Below are 17,060 nucleotides of genomic sequence, written 5' to 3'. Positions count from 1 at the left end.
CCGTTCACCGTTTCCCGAGGAGATTGTCATGACCGACCAGACCGCTCACCGCACAGCCGTGGTGGTGGGACACGGAATGGTGGGCCACCGGTTCGTCGAGGCGCTGCGCGCACGCGACACGGCCGGCGAGTGGTCCGTCACCGTCCTCTGCGAGGAGGCCCTCCCCGCCTACGACCGCGTCGGGCTCTCGTCCTACGTCGGCGCCTGGGACCACAAGGAACTCGCGTTGGCGGGCAACGACTATGTCGGGGACACCGCGGTGACCCTGCGTACCGGCGTGCGGGCCGAGTCGATCGACCGCGACGCTCGGGTGGTCACCACCTCGGACGGTGCGGTGGTGCCGTACGACGCGCTGGTCATGGCCACGGGGTCCTACCCGTTCGTCCCGCCCATCGCGGGGCACGACCTCGATCGCTGCTTCGTCTATCGCACGATCGACGACCTGGATCGCATCCGCACCTGCGCCGACGCGGCCGGCCCCGGCGCAGTGGGAGTGGTCGTCGGCGGCGGCCTGCTCGGTCTCGAGGCCGCGAACGCCCTGAAGCAGATGGGCATGACGCCGCACGTGGTGGAATTCGCGCCGCGACTGATGCCGCTGCAGGTCGACGAGGGCGGCGGTGCGGTCCTGGCGAAGCTCGTCACCGAGCTCGGTGTCACCGTCCACGCCGGTGTCGGCACCTCGGCCATCGCCGAGAACGATCACGGCATCGACGTCACTCTGGCGGACGGCAGCGTCATCGATGCCGCCCTTCTGGTGTTCTCGGCGGGTGTCCGCCCGCAGGACGCTCTCGCCCGCACCAGCGGCCTCCCGGTCGGCGAGCGTGGTGGCATCCTCACCGACATCGGTTGCCGTACCGAGGATCCCGCGATCTACGCCATCGGCGAGTGTGCGGCCATCGAGGGCCGGTGCTACGGCCTCGTCGCTCCTGGGTACTCCAGCGCGGAGGTCGTCGCCGATCGGCTCGTCGGCGGTACCGCCGAGTTCCCGGGCGCGGACCTCTCGACCAAGCTCAAACTGCTCGGTGTCGACGTCGCCAGTTTCGGGGACGCGATGGGCGCCACCGAGGGCGCACTCAAGGTGGTGCTCAACGATGCCGCGAAGGGCACCTACGCCAAGCTCGTGCTGTCGGACGACGCGAGGACTCTGCTCGGCGGCATCCTCGTGGGGGACGCGTCGGCGTACGCGACGCTGCGCCCGCTCGTCGGCCGCGAACTCCCGGGCGATCCGGCTGCACTGATCTCGCCGAGCGGCGAGAAGCTCGGCGCCGGAGCGCTTCCCGACGATGCCGAGGTGTGCTCGTGCAACGGTGTGGACAAGGGGACCATCTGCTCGGCCATCGCTGCGGGCGCCTGCGACATCGCCTCGGTCAAGTCCTGCACCGACGCCGGCACCACGTGCGGTGGCTGTCTCCCCACGATCAAGCAGTTGCTCGCCGCGTCGGGCGTGGTCATGTCGAAGGCCCTGTGCGAGCACTTCTCCCAGTCGAGGCGCGAGTTGTTCGAGATCGTCGCCGGCGCGGGCATCCGCACGTTCTCCGGTCTCGTCGCCGCTCACGGCCGCGGCGCCGGTTGCGACATCTGCAAGCCGGTCGTGGCCTCGATCCTGGCGTCCACGTCCTCGGAACACATCCTCGACGGTGAGCAGGCTGCCCTGCAGGACACCAACGATCACTTCCTCGCCAACATCCAGAAGAACGGCACCTACTCCGTCGTGCCGCGGATGCCGGGTGGGGAGTGCACTCCCGAACAATTGATCGTCATCGGTGAGGTGGCACGCGACTTCGGTCTGTACACCAAGGTGACGGGTGGTCAGCGCATCGACATGTTCGGCGCGCGCGTGGAGCAGCTCCCCGCCATCTGGAAGCGACTGGTCGACGCCGGCATGGAGTCGGGTCAGGCCTACGGGAAGTCGTTGCGCACCGTGAAGAGTTGCGTCGGGTCCACGTGGTGCCGCTACGGCGTGCAGGACTCCGTGGGCATGGCCGTCGACCTCGAGAAGCGCTACCGGGGTCTGCGGTCCCCGCACAAGATCAAGTTCGGTGTGTCCGGCTGCGCCCGCGAATGCGCCGAGGCGCGCGGCAAGGATGTCGGCATCATCGCGACCGAGAGTGGGTGGAACCTGTACGTCGGCGGCAACGGTGGGCAGTCGCCCAAGCACGCGCAACTCCTCGCGTCGGGGCTGGACGACACCACCCTCGTCCGGTACATCGACCGGTACCTCATGTTCTACGTGCGCACGGCGGACCGCCTGCAGCGCACGGCGCCGTGGGTCGAGAGTCTCGAGGGCGGACTCGACCACCTGCGCGCCGTCGTGTGCGAGGACAGCCTGGGTATCGCCGCGGACCTCGAGGCAGCGATGGCGTCGCACGTCGAGGGCTACAGGGACGAGTGGCGGGGTGTGTTGGAGGACGAGACCAAGCTCGCGCGCTTCGTCTCGTTCGTCAACGCCCCGGAGGAGTCCGACCCCACCGTCTCGTTCGACGAGTCCGGTGCCCGCAAGGTTCCGGTCCTGATGGGGATGCCGTCCGTTCCGGTCGGGTGAGTGGCCGGGAAGGCCGGAGGCCGGCCGAGATGTGGCCGGGAAGGCCGGAGGCCGGCCGAGATGTGGCCCGTCATGTCGCCGTAACGGCCGAGTAACACCAGCCCCGTAGAACTGTCCCCAGGGAGGACCACCATGACTGTCATCGACTCAGCACCTCGCCATTCCACGACCGTGACCAGCGGCGACACCGACGAGTGGATCACCGCGCTCGCACTCTCGGAACTCACTCCGGGTCGGGGAGTCGCCGTGTTGCTGCCCTCCGGGGCGCAGGTGGCGTTGTTCCGCACCGGCGACGAGGAGCTGTTCGCCGTGAGCAACATCGACCCCTTCGGACGGGCCGCCGTGATGTCGCGCGGACTGGTCGGGGACCGCGGCGGCGAGCCGACCGTCGCGTCGCCGTTGCTCAAGCAGGTATTCTCGCTGGTGGACGGCCGTTGCCTCGACGACCCGGACACGACCTTGGCGGTACACGAGGTCACCGTGATCGACGGCGTCGTCGCAGTGTCCGCCCAGCCCTCGGGCGCATCGACCCAGACCTCGGGCACATCCGTCCGGCCGAGAAGTGGAACGGAGACGACATCCCCGTGATCGATCAGCCGACCTCGTCCGACGCTCCCCTCGCGGGGTTCACCGTGGGCGTCACCGCGGCTCGACGCGCCGACGAACTGGCCTCGCTGCTGGTACGGCGCGGAGCGAACGTGGTGCACGCCCCGGCGATCAGGATCATTCCGCTGTCGGACGATGCGGAGCTCGGTCGTCGTACCCGCGAGATCATCGAGTTTCCGCCGGCTGTCACCGTGGCCACCACGGGCATCGGTTTCCGTGGCTGGATGGAGGCCGCCGACGGGTGGGGCGACGCCGAGGAGCTCACTCGGGCCCTCGAGGGCACCCGCATCCTCGCCCGTGGGCCTAAGGCCAAGGGAGCCATCCGTGCAGCAGGTCTGCGCGAGGAGTGGTCACCGGAGTCCGAGTCGTCCGCGGAGGTGCTGGAACATCTTTTGGCGGAGGGCGTGGACGGCGTCCGCGTCGCGGTGCAACTGCACGGCGCCACCACCGAGTGGGAGCCGGTTCCGGACTTCTGCGAGGTGCTGCGGCAGGCCGGCGCGACGGTCATCCCGGTTCCGGTCTACCGCTGGGTGCAACCCGACGACTCGGCACCGATGGACCGCATGATCGAGGCCGTACTGTGTGGTGACCTCGATGCGGTGACCTTCACCAGTGCCCCCGCCGTGGCCTCGATGTTGATGCGCGCCAAGGAGAACGGTGTGCTGGAACCGATGCTGCAGTCGTTCCGCGATCGGGTGCTCGCCGTGTGCGTCGGGCCCGTGACCTCTGCTCCGCTCGACGTACTGGGTGTTCCCACGACGGCGCCCGCGCGGGCGCGTGTCGGAGCTCTCGTGCGTCACGTCGCCGACGAACTTCCGCGTCGAGCGGGCATCGTCCGGGCCGGCGGTCACGAGTTGCGCGTTCTCGGCGCGTGCGTCGTCGTCGACGGCACACCCAAGGCTCTGTCACCCGCGGGCATGGCCGTGCTGAAGACTCTCGCTCGCCGTCCCGGACAGGTGGTCTCCCGCGAGCACCTGCTCGCCGCTCTGCCGGGCGGGGGCGGCGACACCCATGCCGTCGAGACGGCCATGGCGCGAGTGCGGTCCGCGCTCGGCGCACCCAGAGCGATCCAGACCGTCGTCAAGCGGGGATACCGCCTCGCCGTCGACGACAGCGCGGACGACCTGATCGACGCCGTGTCGAGTGTTCCGGGCGGCGGCCTCGGCCGGACGGGGGAGGCGTCGTGAGCGATCCTCGACTCGTCCTCGTCGCACACGGCACGCGCAACCCCGCGGGCGTCGAGGTGATCGCCGCGCTGGCCGACGCCGTGGCTTCGCACGTGGGCCCGGTGCGGGTCGCCTTCGTCGACGTGCTCGGACCCACTCCGTCGGAGGTTCTGCGCGATGTCGACGGTCCCGTCGTGGTCGTGCCCGCCTTCCTGGCCTCGGGCTATCACGTGCACGCGGACGTGCCCCGCGAAATCGCCGAGAGCGGTCACGACGACGTCCACGTCACCCGCGCACTGGGCCCGGATCTCGACCTCGCGCGGGTACTGCGTGACAGGCTCGAGCAGATCGGATGGACGACCGGCGATCGCATCGTCCTCGCCGCGGCGGGCTCCTCCGACGTGCGGGCCCTCGACGACGTGCACACCGCGGCGGATCAGCTCGCCGCCGTCACCGGATCGGCGGTCACCGTCGCCTACGTCGCCACGGGCGAGCCGCGCGCGGCGGACCTTGTCCCCACTCTGAAGGCCACCGGGGAGAAGGTCTTCGTCGCCTCGTACCTGTTGGCGCCCGGCCTCTTTCACACGAGGTTGCAGTCCGCTGGAGCGGACGGTGTCACCGAACCGCTGGGGCTGCACGGGGGAGTGGTGCAGCTGCTCGTCGATCGCTACCGCGAGGGTGCCGACGTCATCTCTGCGGCAGCGGCACGATCTCGACGGGAGCGCCCGGACTCCGGCCCGCAGTGACGACGGCGATGCCGTCACGGCCCACCAGCGCGGCGAGATGTGCTGTACGCACAGAGCTCTCGCACCGCCAGGTACCCGCACCGAGGTAGGACGCGGGCAGGGCTCGAGTGACGTCACCGGCATCGACCTCGGTGGCCAGTGTTCCGGTCAGCGGTATCGGGACGGACCGTCCGGTCAAGGCCGCGGCGATGGCGGGCCCGAGCAGCATCACCGTGGTGACTGCGGCATACGGATTGCCGGGAACACCCAGGACCACGCGATGATCGGGCAGCTCCGAGACGGAGGCGGAACCGCCGGGGCGGCAGGCGAGTCCGTCGACGACACGGTGTGCTCCGGCACGTCGAAGTGCGTCGTCCAGTCGATCCGCGGCGCCGCCGCCGGTCGCGCCGATGATGACGACGACGTCCGGCGGTGCGGAGTCCGCACCGCCGTGGATCGCCGCGTCGAAGGCATCGTCGGTGTCGGCGCAGTGCGCGACGTCGGCGAGTGCGAACCCGCACGACCGTAGGTACGTCGGCATGACCGGCCCGATGGTGTCGCGGATGCGCCCGGCCACCGGCGCGGTGTCGTCGCCGATCTCGTCGCCCGTGAGAACGAGTCGGACGGTCGGGGCGGGGCGCGTCGACGCCCGGATCACGCCGGCAGAGAGCGCGGCCGACACGACGGCGGGGGAGATGACGGTGCCCGCCGGCGCGAGTTCGCTTCCGCCGTCCCAGTCCTCGGCGACACTGCGGGCGTCGTCGCGCACGGGTGCGCCGTCCGACCGGTGGAGCAGACCGTCGTCGTCGAGAACGACGAACTCGTCGCGGACCACGCCCGCCTCCGCCGGAACCGCTGCGCCGGTGGCGATGCGCACCGCGTGGCCGGTGTCGAGGACGACGTCGTCGGTGGCGCCGGCGACCACCACGGCGTCGTCGACGTGCCAGGGTCCGTCGCCGCGCACGGCGTAGCCGTCCATCGCGGACGTGACGAAGCTCGGAAACGGGCGTGCGGCGATCAGCGGCTCCGCGAGCGTGCCGCCGAGGCTGTCGGCCAGGGACGCGGTACGAGGTGTGATCGCGGTGAGTCTGCTCCCCACGAGGACGCGCGCCACCTCGACGGAGGGGCGTCTCGACGCGGTGCGGACGGCCGCGAGTTCGGTGGGCGTGTCCACGTCGTCGATGCCGGTGAGCGCCACGGTGCCCACGACGTCCGGCAGGGCGTCGCGGATGGACGGGCCGCGCTCGGCGTCCGCCGGACAGCGTGCGAGCGCGGCGGTGACGCCTCGAACGAGGGCGTCGCGACGCCAGGCGCCCACGAGGTACTGGGTGCGACCGGTCGAGTCGGTTCCGAACACTGCTTCGACTGTCGTGTCTCGCAGCAGTTCTCGCACGAGCAGTCGGAGTGCAGGCTCGGTGATGTACGGCATGTCGGCGGACAGGGTCAACACGACGTCGTTCTCCCGCGGACCGTCACCGTCGTCGACGGTGACGGCCAGCCCGGCCGCCAACGCACGTACCGGGCCTCCGAACGGCGGGTCCTCGCGGGTGCGGCGGACACGCCTCGGTCCCGGCGGGTCGGCAGTCACGTCGTCCGGTCCGACGAGGACGGTGACCGTGCAGAACGACGTCGCTCCCAGCACCCGATCGACGAGGGTGACTCCGTCCACGAGCGCGGCAGGCTTGGTCATTCCCTGCATCCGTGAGCTGCGTCCGCCGGCGAGTATCAGCGCGTCCGTGCGCGCTGTGCGTCCCGACATGTGATCCACAGTAGTGGAGGCGACGCGGCAGCCTCATCGACCGGTGGTGGACACGGGCCGACTGCGCGGTGGGCCCTCGAGAGAGTGGCGACCGCCGCCCGCGACGGCGACGGCGCCGAACCCGATGCTGAGAGTGGACAGGGCCAGAAGTGTTCCGATGACGATCATGGACAGAGTCTCGACCGGCGAAAGGCCTGATGGAGCAGTCCACTGGACTCGAGTGGACTGTGCCATAGTGGCGGCATGGCATCCACTCCCGCACGGCTGCGCGACGGGTCGTCGGCGCGCGCACTCGCCGCCGCGATCGACATGACCGCCGTCGCGAGGGACAGTCGGTCCCTGTACCTCGGACTCGCGCAGGAACTGCACCGTCTCGTCGAGGAAGGCGCGGTGGCCGCCGATGCCCGCCTGCCCGCGGAACGCGTCCTCGCGTCGGTGCTGGGGGTCAGCCGTGTGACGGTCGCGTCGGCCTATCGCGAACTCCGTGAGCACGGCATCGCGGTGTCGGTGCACGGGGCGGGCACCTTCGTCGTTCCGCGCGGGGACAGTCAGCCGTGGGGCGGCATCCTGCGCGGCACCCAACCGGGCGTGCTCGAGTTCGTCAACGCCGCACCGCCGGCCTCGGCCCTGCTGGGACCCGCTTACGACGCTGCTGCCCGCGCGCTGAGCACGACGGGCCTGCACGTCGGCTACGTGCCCACCGGTGTGGGCCGACTGCGCGAGGCGATCGCCCGGTACTACTCCGCCCGCGGCCTTCCCACCACCGCCGACCAGATTCTCGTGACCGCGGGCGCCAGCGATGCGTTGCACGCCGTGATCGACACCTTCGTCGAACAGGGCAATCGTGTGCTGACCGAACACCCGACCTACCCGGGTGCCATCGACATGGTGCGAGCCGTGGGTGGCAAGTGCGTTCCGGTGGCCATCGATCCGGATGATCCCGACACGTTCGTGGAGAACATGGACAGGGCTGCGCGGCAACATGATCCGGTACTGGCCTACCTGATGCCCGACCACTCCAACCCGTCCGGAGCGGTGTTGCCCGAGACGTCCCGGCGTCGGCTCGCGGCCACGCTGCATCGGCACGCCGTGGTGACCGTGGTGGACGAGGCGTCGGCCGACCTCCGTCTCGACGGCGACGCCGACGTCGAGCCGTTCGGCGCACCGGTCCCGGACCGCGCCTGCATCACGGTCGGATCGTTGAGCAAGACCGTCTGGGGCGGGCTGCGGGTGGGGTGGGTGCGCGCGGACCCGGTGCACCTGGCGCGCGTGGCCACGACCTACGCGAGGCGGCAGCTCTCGGTGTCGATGATGGATCAGTACACGGCCGTGGAACTGTTCGGCGAGTACGACGCGGTGGTGACGCACCGCGCCGATCAGCTGCGGGCGGGTCGCGACGCGGCGATGGCGGCCGTGACGCGGTCGCTGCCGGGCTGGACCTTCCACCGGCCGCGCGGCGGACTGTCGCTGTGGTGCACATTGCCACCGGGTGTCCGGTCGACGGACCTGGTGGAATCGGCCCGCGGGCGCGGACTGCTGCTCGCCCCCGGGTCACGCTTCGGGACGGGATACGCCTTCGACGAGTGCCAACGCATCCCGTTCTCCCGCAGCCCCGAGGAGATCGAGGACGCGGTCGCCGTCCTGGCGGAACTGGTGGGAGCGGGAGTCGATGCCGGGCCCCGCGAAAGCGTTCCGTCGCACGCCGTCCCCGAAGCGATGGTCTGACACTCGATCAGGGCTCGTGGCGGTACCGGACCGAGGCCAGAGCGATGCGGCCGTCGACGGACGACACCCCCTCCTCGGCCAGCGCCGCGAGCTGACGTGTCACGAGGTGGGGAGCCGGGCGGCCGTCGGCACGGATGACCCGGTGCCACGGCAGATCGGAGGAGTCCGTCCGCATGATCCACGCGACGATGCGTGGGCTGGGCAGTCCGACGACCCGGGCGATGTCGCCGTACGTGGTGACACTGCCCGGGGGGACTGCGGCCACGACGGCGCGCACGGCCTCGACCTGTTCGTCGGTGATGCGGCTCACGACGTCGTCACGCGTCGGATCATCTCGTCGACCAGAGCGGCCGATTCGGGACCCTTCGCCTGCGGCACCATGTGGTCGCAGTCCAGGTCGACGATCCGCACGTCCGGCGACGAGCGGACGATTGCGTCCCGGAACTCCGGTGTGAGGTACGGCGGGTCCACCCGCGCGGCGCGCACGACGGTGACCGGAATGTCACTGGGCGGCAGCACGAACGGGCGCGCGAGCTCGCCCCACGACGCGACGACGGCGGCCGTCGACGTCCGCCATCGCACTCGCCCGTCGTCGGTGTCCACCAGGTGTTCGGCGATCTCCTCGTCGACGAGAGCCGGGTGGACGTCGGACCACGCGCCGTGGAGCTTCTCCGAGCGTGCCTCCGCGGCATCGGTGTAGTCGTCGTACAGCACCGTCGACTGCGCCGTCTCCAGCATCGAGTCCGGCGACAGGCCGATGGCGGGATCGAGCAGCACCAGTCCCGCGACGAGCGACGGGAACGACCTCGCGAGATGGATCGCGAGCGCGCCCCCGTAGGAGTGGCCGACCACGACGACGGGCCCGGCCGAGTGGGCCCGCAGGACGTCGGCCAGCCGATCGACCTGGCGCTCGATCGACCACGGCGGAGTCCACGGTGCCCTGCCGTGACCCACCAGGTCCGGAGCGACGACGCGGGACTCGGGCAGGTGCTCGCTCCACCGATGCCAGCGCCAGCCGTGGCCGGTCATGCCGTGGATCGCCAGGACCACCGGTCCGGACGCCGGGCCGTACACGGCGACGTCGTCGGCATCCGTCGTGGGGGCGGAGGATTCGGAGGTCGTCGGCATGGGGTCTCCTGAGCGGTCGAGTGTCGACGCGGTGGCGGAACCGAGTCGGTGTCGGAGAGTGGGCTGTGTGGGAACTGGGGGTGTGTCGGACTCCCATGATGCAATGCGCCTCATGAACGACGACGGCGCGGGCACCACCGGAGACGCGGCTGTCACCCGTGGCGGTATCCGGCTGGTGCGCCGGACGCACCGTGTCGCGCAGGTGCGCACGTGGCCGCAGGATTGTGCGCCGCTGGTCGCGCCGAGTGAGCCCGGCGACTCCCGGCCGTGGCAGGTTCTGGGCGGTCCGGGCACCGGGAAGACCGCGCTCGTGGCCGATGTGGCGGTGGCGCGGATGACGGCGCCGGGAAGCGATCCGGAGTCGGTCCTGGTGCTCACGCACTCGCGTCAGGCGGCCGTCGACATGCGCGAGCAGATCACCGCCGGGCTGTTGGGCGTGTCCTCCGAGCCCCGCGCGACACGCGAGCCACTCGTACGCACGGTGCACTCGTACGCCTTCGCCGTGCTGCGGTTGCAGGCGTCCGCCTACGGCAATCCGCCGCCGCGTCTCCTCACCAACGCGGAGCAGGACTCCGTGATCCGCGAGATGCTCCGCGGTGAGATCGCGGACGGCGCCGCCCGGTGGCCGGAGCGCGTGCGCCCCGCGCTCGGACTGGTGGGCTTCGCGTCCGAGCTCCGTGATCTCGTCCTGCGCGCCGCGGAACGCGGGCTCGGTCCGGAGGACCTGATCGCGTGGGGGCGGAAGCACTCTCGGCCCGAGTGGATAGCTGCGGGCAAGTTCGCCGCACAGTACGAACAGGCGATGTTGCTTCGAGGATCGGTCGGCGTCGAGACTCCGGAGGCCACGTCGCCCGGACTGGACGCGGCCGAGCTCGTGGGTGCAGCGCTCACGGCGTTCGCGACGGATCCGGACCTGCTCGTCTCCGAACGTCGGCGCATCCGCCACGTGCTGGTGGACGATGCCCAGCACCTCGATCCGCAGGCGGCCCAGCTGGTGCGGCTGCTCTCCGCCGGTGCGTCGTCCACCGTCGTCGCCGGCGATCCCGATCAGGCGGTCTTCTCCTTCCGCGGCGCGGACGCGCACTTCCTCACCGATCTGGACGACGGGCACGGTGGTCGTCGTGTCGTGTTGTCCCGCAACCACCGTTCGGACTCCGGTGTCGGCTCGGTGCAGCGGGCGATCACCGCGCACCTGTCCGGTCGGGTCGCACACCGTGTCGGCACGCAGTTCCGCGACGACAGGGCGGAGGACGAACACCCGTCGGCCGAGGAGGAGACCCGCGCGGTTCCGCCGGTGCGGGTGGTCGTCGCGTCCTCGACGGCGAAGGAGGCCACCGCCATCGCCGACACGTTCCGCCGCGCGCATCTCGCCGACGGCGTGCGCTGGTCGGAGATGGCCGTCGTCGTCCGCTCCGTTCCGCGGTCGCTGCCGTCCCTGCGTCGCGCGCTGCACGCCGCGGGGGTGCCGGTGGTGTCGTCCGCCACGGCCGTGCCCCTGCATCGGCACCGTGGTGCGGCTGCCCTGCTGCTCGCGATGCGTGCGGTCGCCGCTGCCCGGTGCGCACCCGAGCGGTCGGCGGCGGTGTTCTCCGACGACGCTGCGTTGGCACTGCTCGAAGGTCCCATCGGAGGGGCGGATCCGCTCGCCGTCCGCAGACTGCGTCGCGGGCTACGGCGGGGCGACGTGGCCGAGGGCGGCGAGCGGGACTCGTCCGTGCTGCTGCGCGCCGCGATGATCGGCTCCTCGGTCGACCCGCTCGTCGCACGTCTGTCCGACGTCGAGAAGGCACCGCTCACCCGCGTCCGTGCCGTGGTCACGGCCATCGCGAAGGCGGTGGGCCCGGCCGGTCGTCGCGTCGAGGACGCACTCTGGGCCGGGTGGCGGGCCACCAGGCTCGAACGCCGGTGGGTGGCGTCGTCCGCCCGGGGTGGGCCTCTCGGCGTGCAGGCAGATCGGGATCTGGACAGCGTCGTCGCGTTGTTCGACGCCGCGGCCGCGTACGTCGACGCACTCCCGCGCGGCACCCTGGAGGGGTTCGTCGAGTACGTCACCGACCAGGAGGTTCCCGTGGGCGACGGGCGGCGTCCCGCGGTCGTTCCCGACGCGGTGCGGATTCTGAGTGCCCATGCCGCGGTCGGGCGCGAGTGGGACGTCGTCGCGGTGGCGGGCGTACAGGAGGGACTGTGGCCCGCGCTGCGCCCGCGCGGATCGCTGCTCGGGGTCGAGGCCCTGGTGGATCTCGCCGCGGGTGTCTCCGACGGCGATCGCGAGTTGGACGATCGGGTCTCGCGGACCGCACCGTTGCTCGCGGAGGAACGTCGCCTGTTCCTGGTGGCGTGCAGCCGCGCACGGTCGAGCCTGCTCGTCACCGCCGTCGACTCGGTGACCGGTGGCGCGGACACCGTGCGGTCGAGGTTCGTGGACGACCTGCTCGCGTCCGATGCCGTGCGGTACTCGGACGTCGACGAGAGCGACTCCGGTGCCGGCCCCACCGCGCCTCTCGGCCGGGTGCTCGCGTTGCCCGCTCTGGTCGCCGAGCTGCGTGCGGTCGTGTGCGACCGTCGTGTCGCGGAGAACGACCCCGACCGCCGTGCGCGCGCCGCACGGCACCTGGCGCGACTGGCGAGGGAAGGGGTGCGCGGCGCCCACCCGGACGAGTGGTACGGGCTGTCCGGAACCAGTACCGAGTTGCCGCTGTGGGATCCGGCGGACGGGCCGGTGTCGTTGTCGCCGTCCACGGTGGAGGTGCTCACCGCGTGCCCGCTGCGGTGGGCGCTCGAACGCAACGGGGGCACCGACGGCGACACCGTGCACGCGGTCACCGGAACGCTGGTGCACACGCTGGTGCAGGCAGTGGCCGGCCGGGTGCCGCCGGACGAGGTGCGCAGAGAGCTGGAGAAAGCTTGGGTGGCAGTCGATCTCGGATCTGCGTGGTTCTCGCGCAAGGAGCTCGCACGTACCGCCACCATGATCGAGACGTTCCAGGAGTGGATGTCACGCTCACGCGGCGAGCTGACGGAGGCCGGTGTCGAGGTGCCGGTGGACGGGGTGTTGGAACCGCGCACGCCGGACGAGCCCGCCGTCGCGCTGCGCGGACGGATCGATCGGCTCGAACGTGACCCCGACGGACGACCCGTGGTCGTCGACGTCAAGACCGGTAAGAACGCGGCGACGGCCGCGGCGACGGCCGAGCACGCGCAGCTCGCGACGTATCAGGTGGCACTCGCCGCCGGTGCGGTCGAGGGCGAACCGGCCGGCAGTCCCGGCGGCGGGCGGTTGGTCTACGTCGCCAAGCCGCACACCAGGACCGGTGCCACCGAACGAGCGCAGGCAGCACTCACGGGGGAGACCCTCGAGCAGTGGCGCACCGTCGTCGTCGACGCGGCGCGTGCCACGCGGGGCCCGGTGTTCGAGGCTCGCGTCAACGACGGCTGTCGGCACTGCCCGATAGCGTCGTCCTGTCCGGCACAGGACAGAGGCAGGCAGGTGACCGAAGGATGAGAGACGTGGCCCGAGTGAGCCCCGCCGAGGTCGCCGTCGCTCTCGGCCAGTTCCCGCCCACCGACGAGCAGTCGGAGATCATCGCGGCTCCGCGCGGTCCGTTGCTGGTCGTCGCCGGCGCCGGTGCCGGCAAGACGGAGACCATGGCGGCGCGAGTGGTCTGGATGGTGGCCAACGGTCTGGTCCGGCCGGAGGAGGTGCTGGGCCTGACCTTCACGCGCAAGGCCGCCCAGCAGCTCACCACGCGCATTCGCCAACGGCTGGCCCGATTGGCCGGGTCCGACCTGCTGCGGCGTCTCGATGCGTCCGGTGAGCTGCGGCGCACCGTCCTGTCGGGCGAGCCCGAGGTGAGCACGTACCACTCGTACGCGGGCCGACTGCTCCAACGCCACGGCATGGTGCTGCCGCTCGAACCGTCCACGACTCTCGTGTCGGAGACCGAGCTGTGGCAGCTGGCCCACCGCGTGGTGGCCGCATGGGACGGCGCCGTCCCACTGGACCGGGCACCGGCGTCGATCACGGAATCCGTGCTCGCTCTGTCCGGTCAGCTCGCCGAGCACCTGGTCGAACCGGGCGACCTGGGAGAGGCCCACACAGAGCTCGAGAAGCTGATCCACCATCTGCCACCGGGCCCGAACCAGAAGAGCGGCGGTCCCACCAAGGACCTGCTGGGCATACTGCAGGTGCAGGAACACCGGCTCGATCTGCTGCCCCTGGTGGCGCGGCTCCACGAGGTCATGACCCGTGACGGACTGCTCGACTTCGGGCGGCAGATGTCCCTGGCCGCCCGTGTCGCGGCGGACCACCCGGACGTGGGCCGCGACGAGCGCACGCGGTGCCGGCTGGTGCTGCTCGACGAGTACCAGGACACCGGTCACGCGCAGCGCGTCCTGCTGTCCTCGCTGTTCGGGGGTGGCCGTGACTCCACTCTGACGGTGACGGCCGTCGGCGACCCGATGCAGTCGATCTACGGCTGGCGCGGTGCGTCCGCCGCGAACCTGCCCCGGTTCGGTACCGACTTCCCACGCTCGGCGCGCTACCCGGCCCCGGTGCGTCAGTTGTCGACCAGCTGGCGCAACCCGCCCGAGGCGCTCGCGCTGGCCAATGCGGTGGCTGCCCCGTTGCGCATGCGCGGTGTCGCGGTGGACGAGTTGCGCGCGCGTCCCGGTGCGGTGCCCGGCGATGTCCGGCTCGCGCTGACCACCACGGTGGACGACGAGCGCCGGTGGATCGCCGAGGCGATCGCGCGGGAGTACCGCACGGCGCGGGAGGACGGGCGCACTCCGCCCACCGCGGCGGTCCTGGTGCGGCGCAACGCCGATGCGGGGCCGATGGCCGAGGTTCTGCGCGGCGCAGGCCTGCCGGTCGAGGTCGTCGGACTCGGTGGGCTGCTCCGAACGCCCGAGGTCGCCGACCTCGTGGCGATGCTGCGGCTGGTGAGCGACCCGCTGGCCGGCAGCGCCGCCATGCGCATTCTCACCGGCTCGCGCTGGCAACTGGGTGCCGCCGATCTGCGTGCCCTGTGGAGGCGAGCGCGGGAGATCGCGGCGCACACCGGCCGCGGGCGGACGGGCACGGTCACCGACGCCGAGGAGTTGGGGCGCGCGCTCGAGGACGGCATGCCCGGGGAGCGATCGGAACAGTCCGGTCTGGTGGACGCCCTGGCGGATCCGGGCGACCCGTCGCGCTACTCCGAGGCGGGACATCGGCGCATCCTCGCCCTCGGCGGGGAACTGCAGTCACTGCGCCACCGGCTCGGTCAGCCACTTCCCGATCTGGTCGCCGACGTCGAGCGAGTGCTCGGGATAGACGTGGAGGCAGGGGCGCGTCGTCCGTCGGGGGACGCGGGCGGGCGCGAGCATCTCGACGCCTTCGCCGAGGTGGTCGCCGAGTACGGCGATCAGCAGACGGCGACTCTCACCGGACTGCTGTCCTTCCTGTCCGCCGCCGAGTCCGTGGAGGACGGCCTCGCGCCCGGCGAGGTCGACGTCGACCCGCACCGGGTGCAGGTTCTCACCGTGCACTCCGCGAAGGGTCTGGAGTGGGAGGTCGTGGCGGTACCGCACGTCTGCGAGAGCGTGTTCCCGTCCACCAGGTCGTCCGCGTCCTGGTTGGGCTCGGTGGCCGAGCTACCGCCGTCCCTGCGCGGTGACAGGGCGATTCCGGGTGACGACGCCGGGGGCGTCCCCGTTCTCGATCTCGAGGGCGCGACTCACCGCGGCGACATCGCCGACGCCGTCACCGAACACAAGGCTGCGCTCGCACGTCGCCGACTCGACGAGGACCGACGGTTGTTCTACGTCGCCCTCACGCGCACCGAGCGGGTGTTGCTGGTCTCGGCGCACCACTGGGCTCCCGGCGCCTCGTCGCCGAAGGGTCCCTCGTCGTTCCTCGCCGATCTGCACGGCCTCGTCGAGACCACATCGGCGATCGGCGGCGCGGAGATCGGGACCGTGCAGCACTGGGAACCCACTCCGCCGGACGGAGCCGACAACCCCTACGCGACAGTCGAACTGACGGCACTCTGGCCGGCCGATCCGCTGGGTGCCCGCCGCGAGGACGTGATCATGGGGTCTGCAGCCGTGCGCGCCGCACTCGTCGAGTCGGCATCGGTCGAGGAATCGTCGTCCGAGAATTCGGACAGCGACGATCCCGACGGGTGGGCGCGTGACGTCGAACTGCTTCTCGCCGAACGTGATGCGGTATCGCGGCCGGAAACCGACGTCGTCGTGCCCGACACCATGTCGGTGAGCCAGGTGGTCCACCTGGTCGCGGATCCGGACGCCCTGGCATCGACGCTGCGGCGACCGGTCCCGTTCGCGCCCAACCCCTTGGCGCGTCGCGGCACCGCGTTCCACGCCTGGGTCGAACGACGCTTCGGGGCGACCCGCCTGCTCGACCTGGACGAGCTGCCCGGCGCGGCGGACGGCGCCTCGGCCGCCGACACGGACCTCGAGGAGCTGCAGCGTGCGTTCGACGCGTCACCGTGGGCGTTGCGCAGTCCCGTCGAGGTGGAGGTCCCGTTCGAGACGTCGGTCGGTGGAGTCGTGTTGCGGGGACGGATGGACGCCGTGTTCGCGGACTCCGACGGTGGCTGGACGGTGGTGGACTGGAAGACCGGCGCGCAGCCGACACCGGCCGAGGAACGTGCGGTGGCGATCCAGCTCGCCGCCTACCGGCTCGCCTGGGCGGAGCTGATGTCGGCGACCCGCTCCGAGCCGGTGCCCCTCACCACGGTGCGGGCGGCCTTCCACTACGTGCGATCGGGAGTCACCGTGTCTCCGACGGATCTCCCGGACGCGGAACGGTTGGCGGAGATCATCTCCACGGCGGGCGCGGACCCGGCGACGTGATCAGCGCGCGTCGCGGTACACCTTCCAGGACTGCGTGATCAGCGGGATCTGCAGCGGCAGTCGAGCCACGACCCCCACCTTCATCGCGGTCGAGGTCTTCTCGCTCTGCAACCACGACGCGGCCATCTGCAGGTTGGCCGGGAACACGGCCACGAAGAAGGCGGCGGCCGCGGCGCCGGTCAGGCGACGAGTGCGGGGAACGATCAGTCCGGCCGCCAGTCCGAGCTCCGCCACTCCCGACACGTACGTGTACGTCCGCGGTGATCCGGGGAGCACGTGCGGCACCTGGGAATCGAACGGCGCCGGTGTGACGAAGTGCAGGACACCGGCTCCGCCGAGGAGGACCGCGAGTCGCTGCGCCGCCCTGTCCGCCGCCCGTCGGCGCGACGGGAGTCGAACGGAATCGAGCAGCGGCAGGGTGCGGAGCGTCATGGTCGCAGCCTGCACCATCGTCTGCTCGTTGCCAACAGGACGGTGGAGCACCGGAGTTCTGCAGCGACTGATGGGGGTCGGCGGCTCGATGCTCCGATACAGTCACGGCAGCCGACGAGGCG

At 71.3% G+C, this 17,060-nt stretch carries 12 protein-coding genes; 7 read left to right on the top strand and 5 right to left on the bottom strand.

The features are described 5' to 3' along the window. The first annotated feature begins 28 nt into the window (after nt 1-28). The 4 genes from nirB (at nt 29) to BR07_RS25535 (ending at nt 5,060) form a co-directional block, all read left to right on the top strand. Nucleotides 29-2,542 carry a nitrite reductase large subunit NirB gene (gene nirB / locus BR07_RS0119365; RefSeq protein ID WP_037186710.1) on the top strand — a complete coding sequence of 838 codons (2,514 nt, stop codon included), beginning with the start codon at nt 29-31 and terminating at the stop codon, nt 2,540-2,542. A 132-nt stretch (nt 2,543-2,674) separates the two neighbouring features. Further along, nucleotides 2,675-3,130, top strand: a complete 456-nt coding sequence (gene nirD / locus BR07_RS25545) for a nitrite reductase small subunit NirD (RefSeq protein WP_051613601.1) — start codon at nt 2,675-2,677, stop codon at nt 3,128-3,130. Then, nucleotides 3,130-4,335, top strand: a complete 1,206-nt coding sequence (locus BR07_RS25540; protein WP_197027842.1) for a uroporphyrinogen-III synthase — start codon at nt 3,130-3,132, stop codon at nt 4,333-4,335. The genes nirD and BR07_RS25540 overlap by 1 nt, the downstream gene beginning before the upstream one ends. After that, nucleotides 4,332-5,060, top strand: a complete 729-nt coding sequence (locus BR07_RS25535) for a sirohydrochlorin chelatase (RefSeq protein WP_081821423.1) — start codon at nt 4,332-4,334, stop codon at nt 5,058-5,060. The genes BR07_RS25540 and BR07_RS25535 overlap by 4 nt, the downstream gene beginning before the upstream one ends. On the opposite strand, the gene BR07_RS0119345 is transcribed toward BR07_RS25535, so the two are convergent. Continuing rightward, on the bottom strand, nt 5,002-6,798 hold the full coding sequence (locus tag BR07_RS0119345; RefSeq protein ID WP_027506837.1) for an NTP transferase domain-containing protein: 1,797 nt from the start codon (nt 6,796-6,798) through the stop codon (nt 5,002-5,004). The two genes, BR07_RS25535 and BR07_RS0119345, sit on opposite strands and share 59 nt — an antisense overlap. Nucleotides 6,799-6,831: 33 nt before the next feature. Then, entirely contained in the window at nt 6,832-6,966 is a 135-nt protein-coding gene (locus BR07_RS27810; RefSeq protein ID WP_261769634.1) for a hypothetical protein, read from the bottom strand. 75 nt (nt 6,967-7,041) lie between these two features. Here BR07_RS27810 and yczR point away from each other — a divergent pair, with 75 nt between their 5' ends. Further along, the gene (gene yczR, locus BR07_RS0119335) at nt 7,042-8,523 is read left to right on the top strand and encodes an aminotransferase-like domain-containing protein (RefSeq protein WP_081821422.1); all 1,482 of its coding nucleotides are present in this window, start codon (nt 7,042-7,044) and stop codon (nt 8,521-8,523) included. A gap of 7 nt (nt 8,524-8,530) precedes the next feature. Here the strand turns inward: yczR and BR07_RS0119330 are convergent, their stop codons facing one another. Further along, nucleotides 8,531-8,833 (bottom strand): MGMT family protein, encoded by a 303-nt coding sequence (locus BR07_RS0119330; RefSeq protein ID WP_027506835.1) that lies wholly within the window; start codon nt 8,831-8,833, stop codon nt 8,531-8,533. Continuing rightward, nucleotides 8,830-9,651: an alpha/beta fold hydrolase gene (locus BR07_RS0119325; protein ID WP_051613598.1), complete on the bottom strand. Its 822-nt coding sequence runs from the start codon at nt 9,649-9,651 to the stop codon at nt 8,830-8,832. The genes BR07_RS0119330 and BR07_RS0119325 overlap by 4 nt, the downstream gene beginning before the upstream one ends. Before the next feature lie 112 nt (nt 9,652-9,763). On the opposite strand from BR07_RS0119325, the gene BR07_RS0119320 reads away from it, so the two are divergent. Both BR07_RS0119320 and BR07_RS0119315 read left to right on the top strand, forming a co-directional pair. Next, nucleotides 9,764-13,153 (top strand): ATP-dependent helicase, encoded by a 3,390-nt coding sequence (locus tag BR07_RS0119320; protein ID WP_027506833.1) that lies wholly within the window; start codon nt 9,764-9,766, stop codon nt 13,151-13,153. After that, nucleotides 13,150-16,506, top strand: coding sequence for an ATP-dependent helicase (locus BR07_RS0119315; RefSeq protein ID WP_027506832.1), 3,357 nt, complete (start codon nt 13,150-13,152; stop codon nt 16,504-16,506). Before BR07_RS0119320 ends, BR07_RS0119315 begins: the two co-directional genes overlap by 4 nt. Here the strand turns inward: BR07_RS0119315 and BR07_RS0119310 are convergent, their stop codons facing one another. Further along, the gene (locus tag BR07_RS0119310; RefSeq protein WP_051613612.1) at nt 16,507-16,938 is read right to left on the bottom strand and encodes a DoxX family protein; all 432 of its coding nucleotides are present in this window, start codon (nt 16,936-16,938) and stop codon (nt 16,507-16,509) included. Nucleotides 16,939-17,060: the final 122 nt, after the last annotated feature.

Origin of the sequence: Rhodococcus sp. UNC23MFCrub1.1, assembly GCF_000686025.1 — a bacterium.
Lineage (GTDB): Bacteria > Actinomycetota > Actinomycetes > Mycobacteriales > Mycobacteriaceae > Rhodococcoides.
Note: the sequence above shows the minus strand (reverse complement) of the source record. Positions and strands in the feature narration are given on the sequence as shown.

Bases quoted from the DNA above. Each gene is read 5' to 3' on its own strand.
- BR07_RS0119325 (WP_051613598.1), bottom strand. From the start codon at position 9,651: ATGCCGACGACCTCCGAATCCTCCGCCCCCACGACGGATGCCGACGAC.
- BR07_RS27810 (WP_261769634.1), bottom strand. From the start codon at position 6,966: ATGATCGTCATCGGAACACTTCTGGCCCTGTCCACTCTCAGCATCGGG.
- yczR (WP_081821422.1), top strand. From the start codon at position 7,042: ATGGCATCCACTCCCGCACGGCTGCGCGACGGGTCGTCGGCGCGCGCA.
- BR07_RS0119320 (WP_027506833.1), top strand. From the start codon at position 9,764: ATGAACGACGACGGCGCGGGCACCACCGGAGACGCGGCTGTCACCCGT.
- BR07_RS0119310 (WP_051613612.1), bottom strand. From the start codon at position 16,938: ATGACGCTCCGCACCCTGCCGCTGCTCGATTCCGTTCGACTCCCGTCG.
- nirD (WP_051613601.1), top strand. From the start codon at position 2,675: ATGACTGTCATCGACTCAGCACCTCGCCATTCCACGACCGTGACCAGC.
- nirB (WP_037186710.1), top strand. From the start codon at position 29: ATGACCGACCAGACCGCTCACCGCACAGCCGTGGTGGTGGGACACGGA.
- BR07_RS0119345 (WP_027506837.1), bottom strand. From the start codon at position 6,798: ATGTCGGGACGCACAGCGCGCACGGACGCGCTGATACTCGCCGGCGGA.
- BR07_RS0119315 (WP_027506832.1), top strand. From the start codon at position 13,150: ATGAGAGACGTGGCCCGAGTGAGCCCCGCCGAGGTCGCCGTCGCTCTC.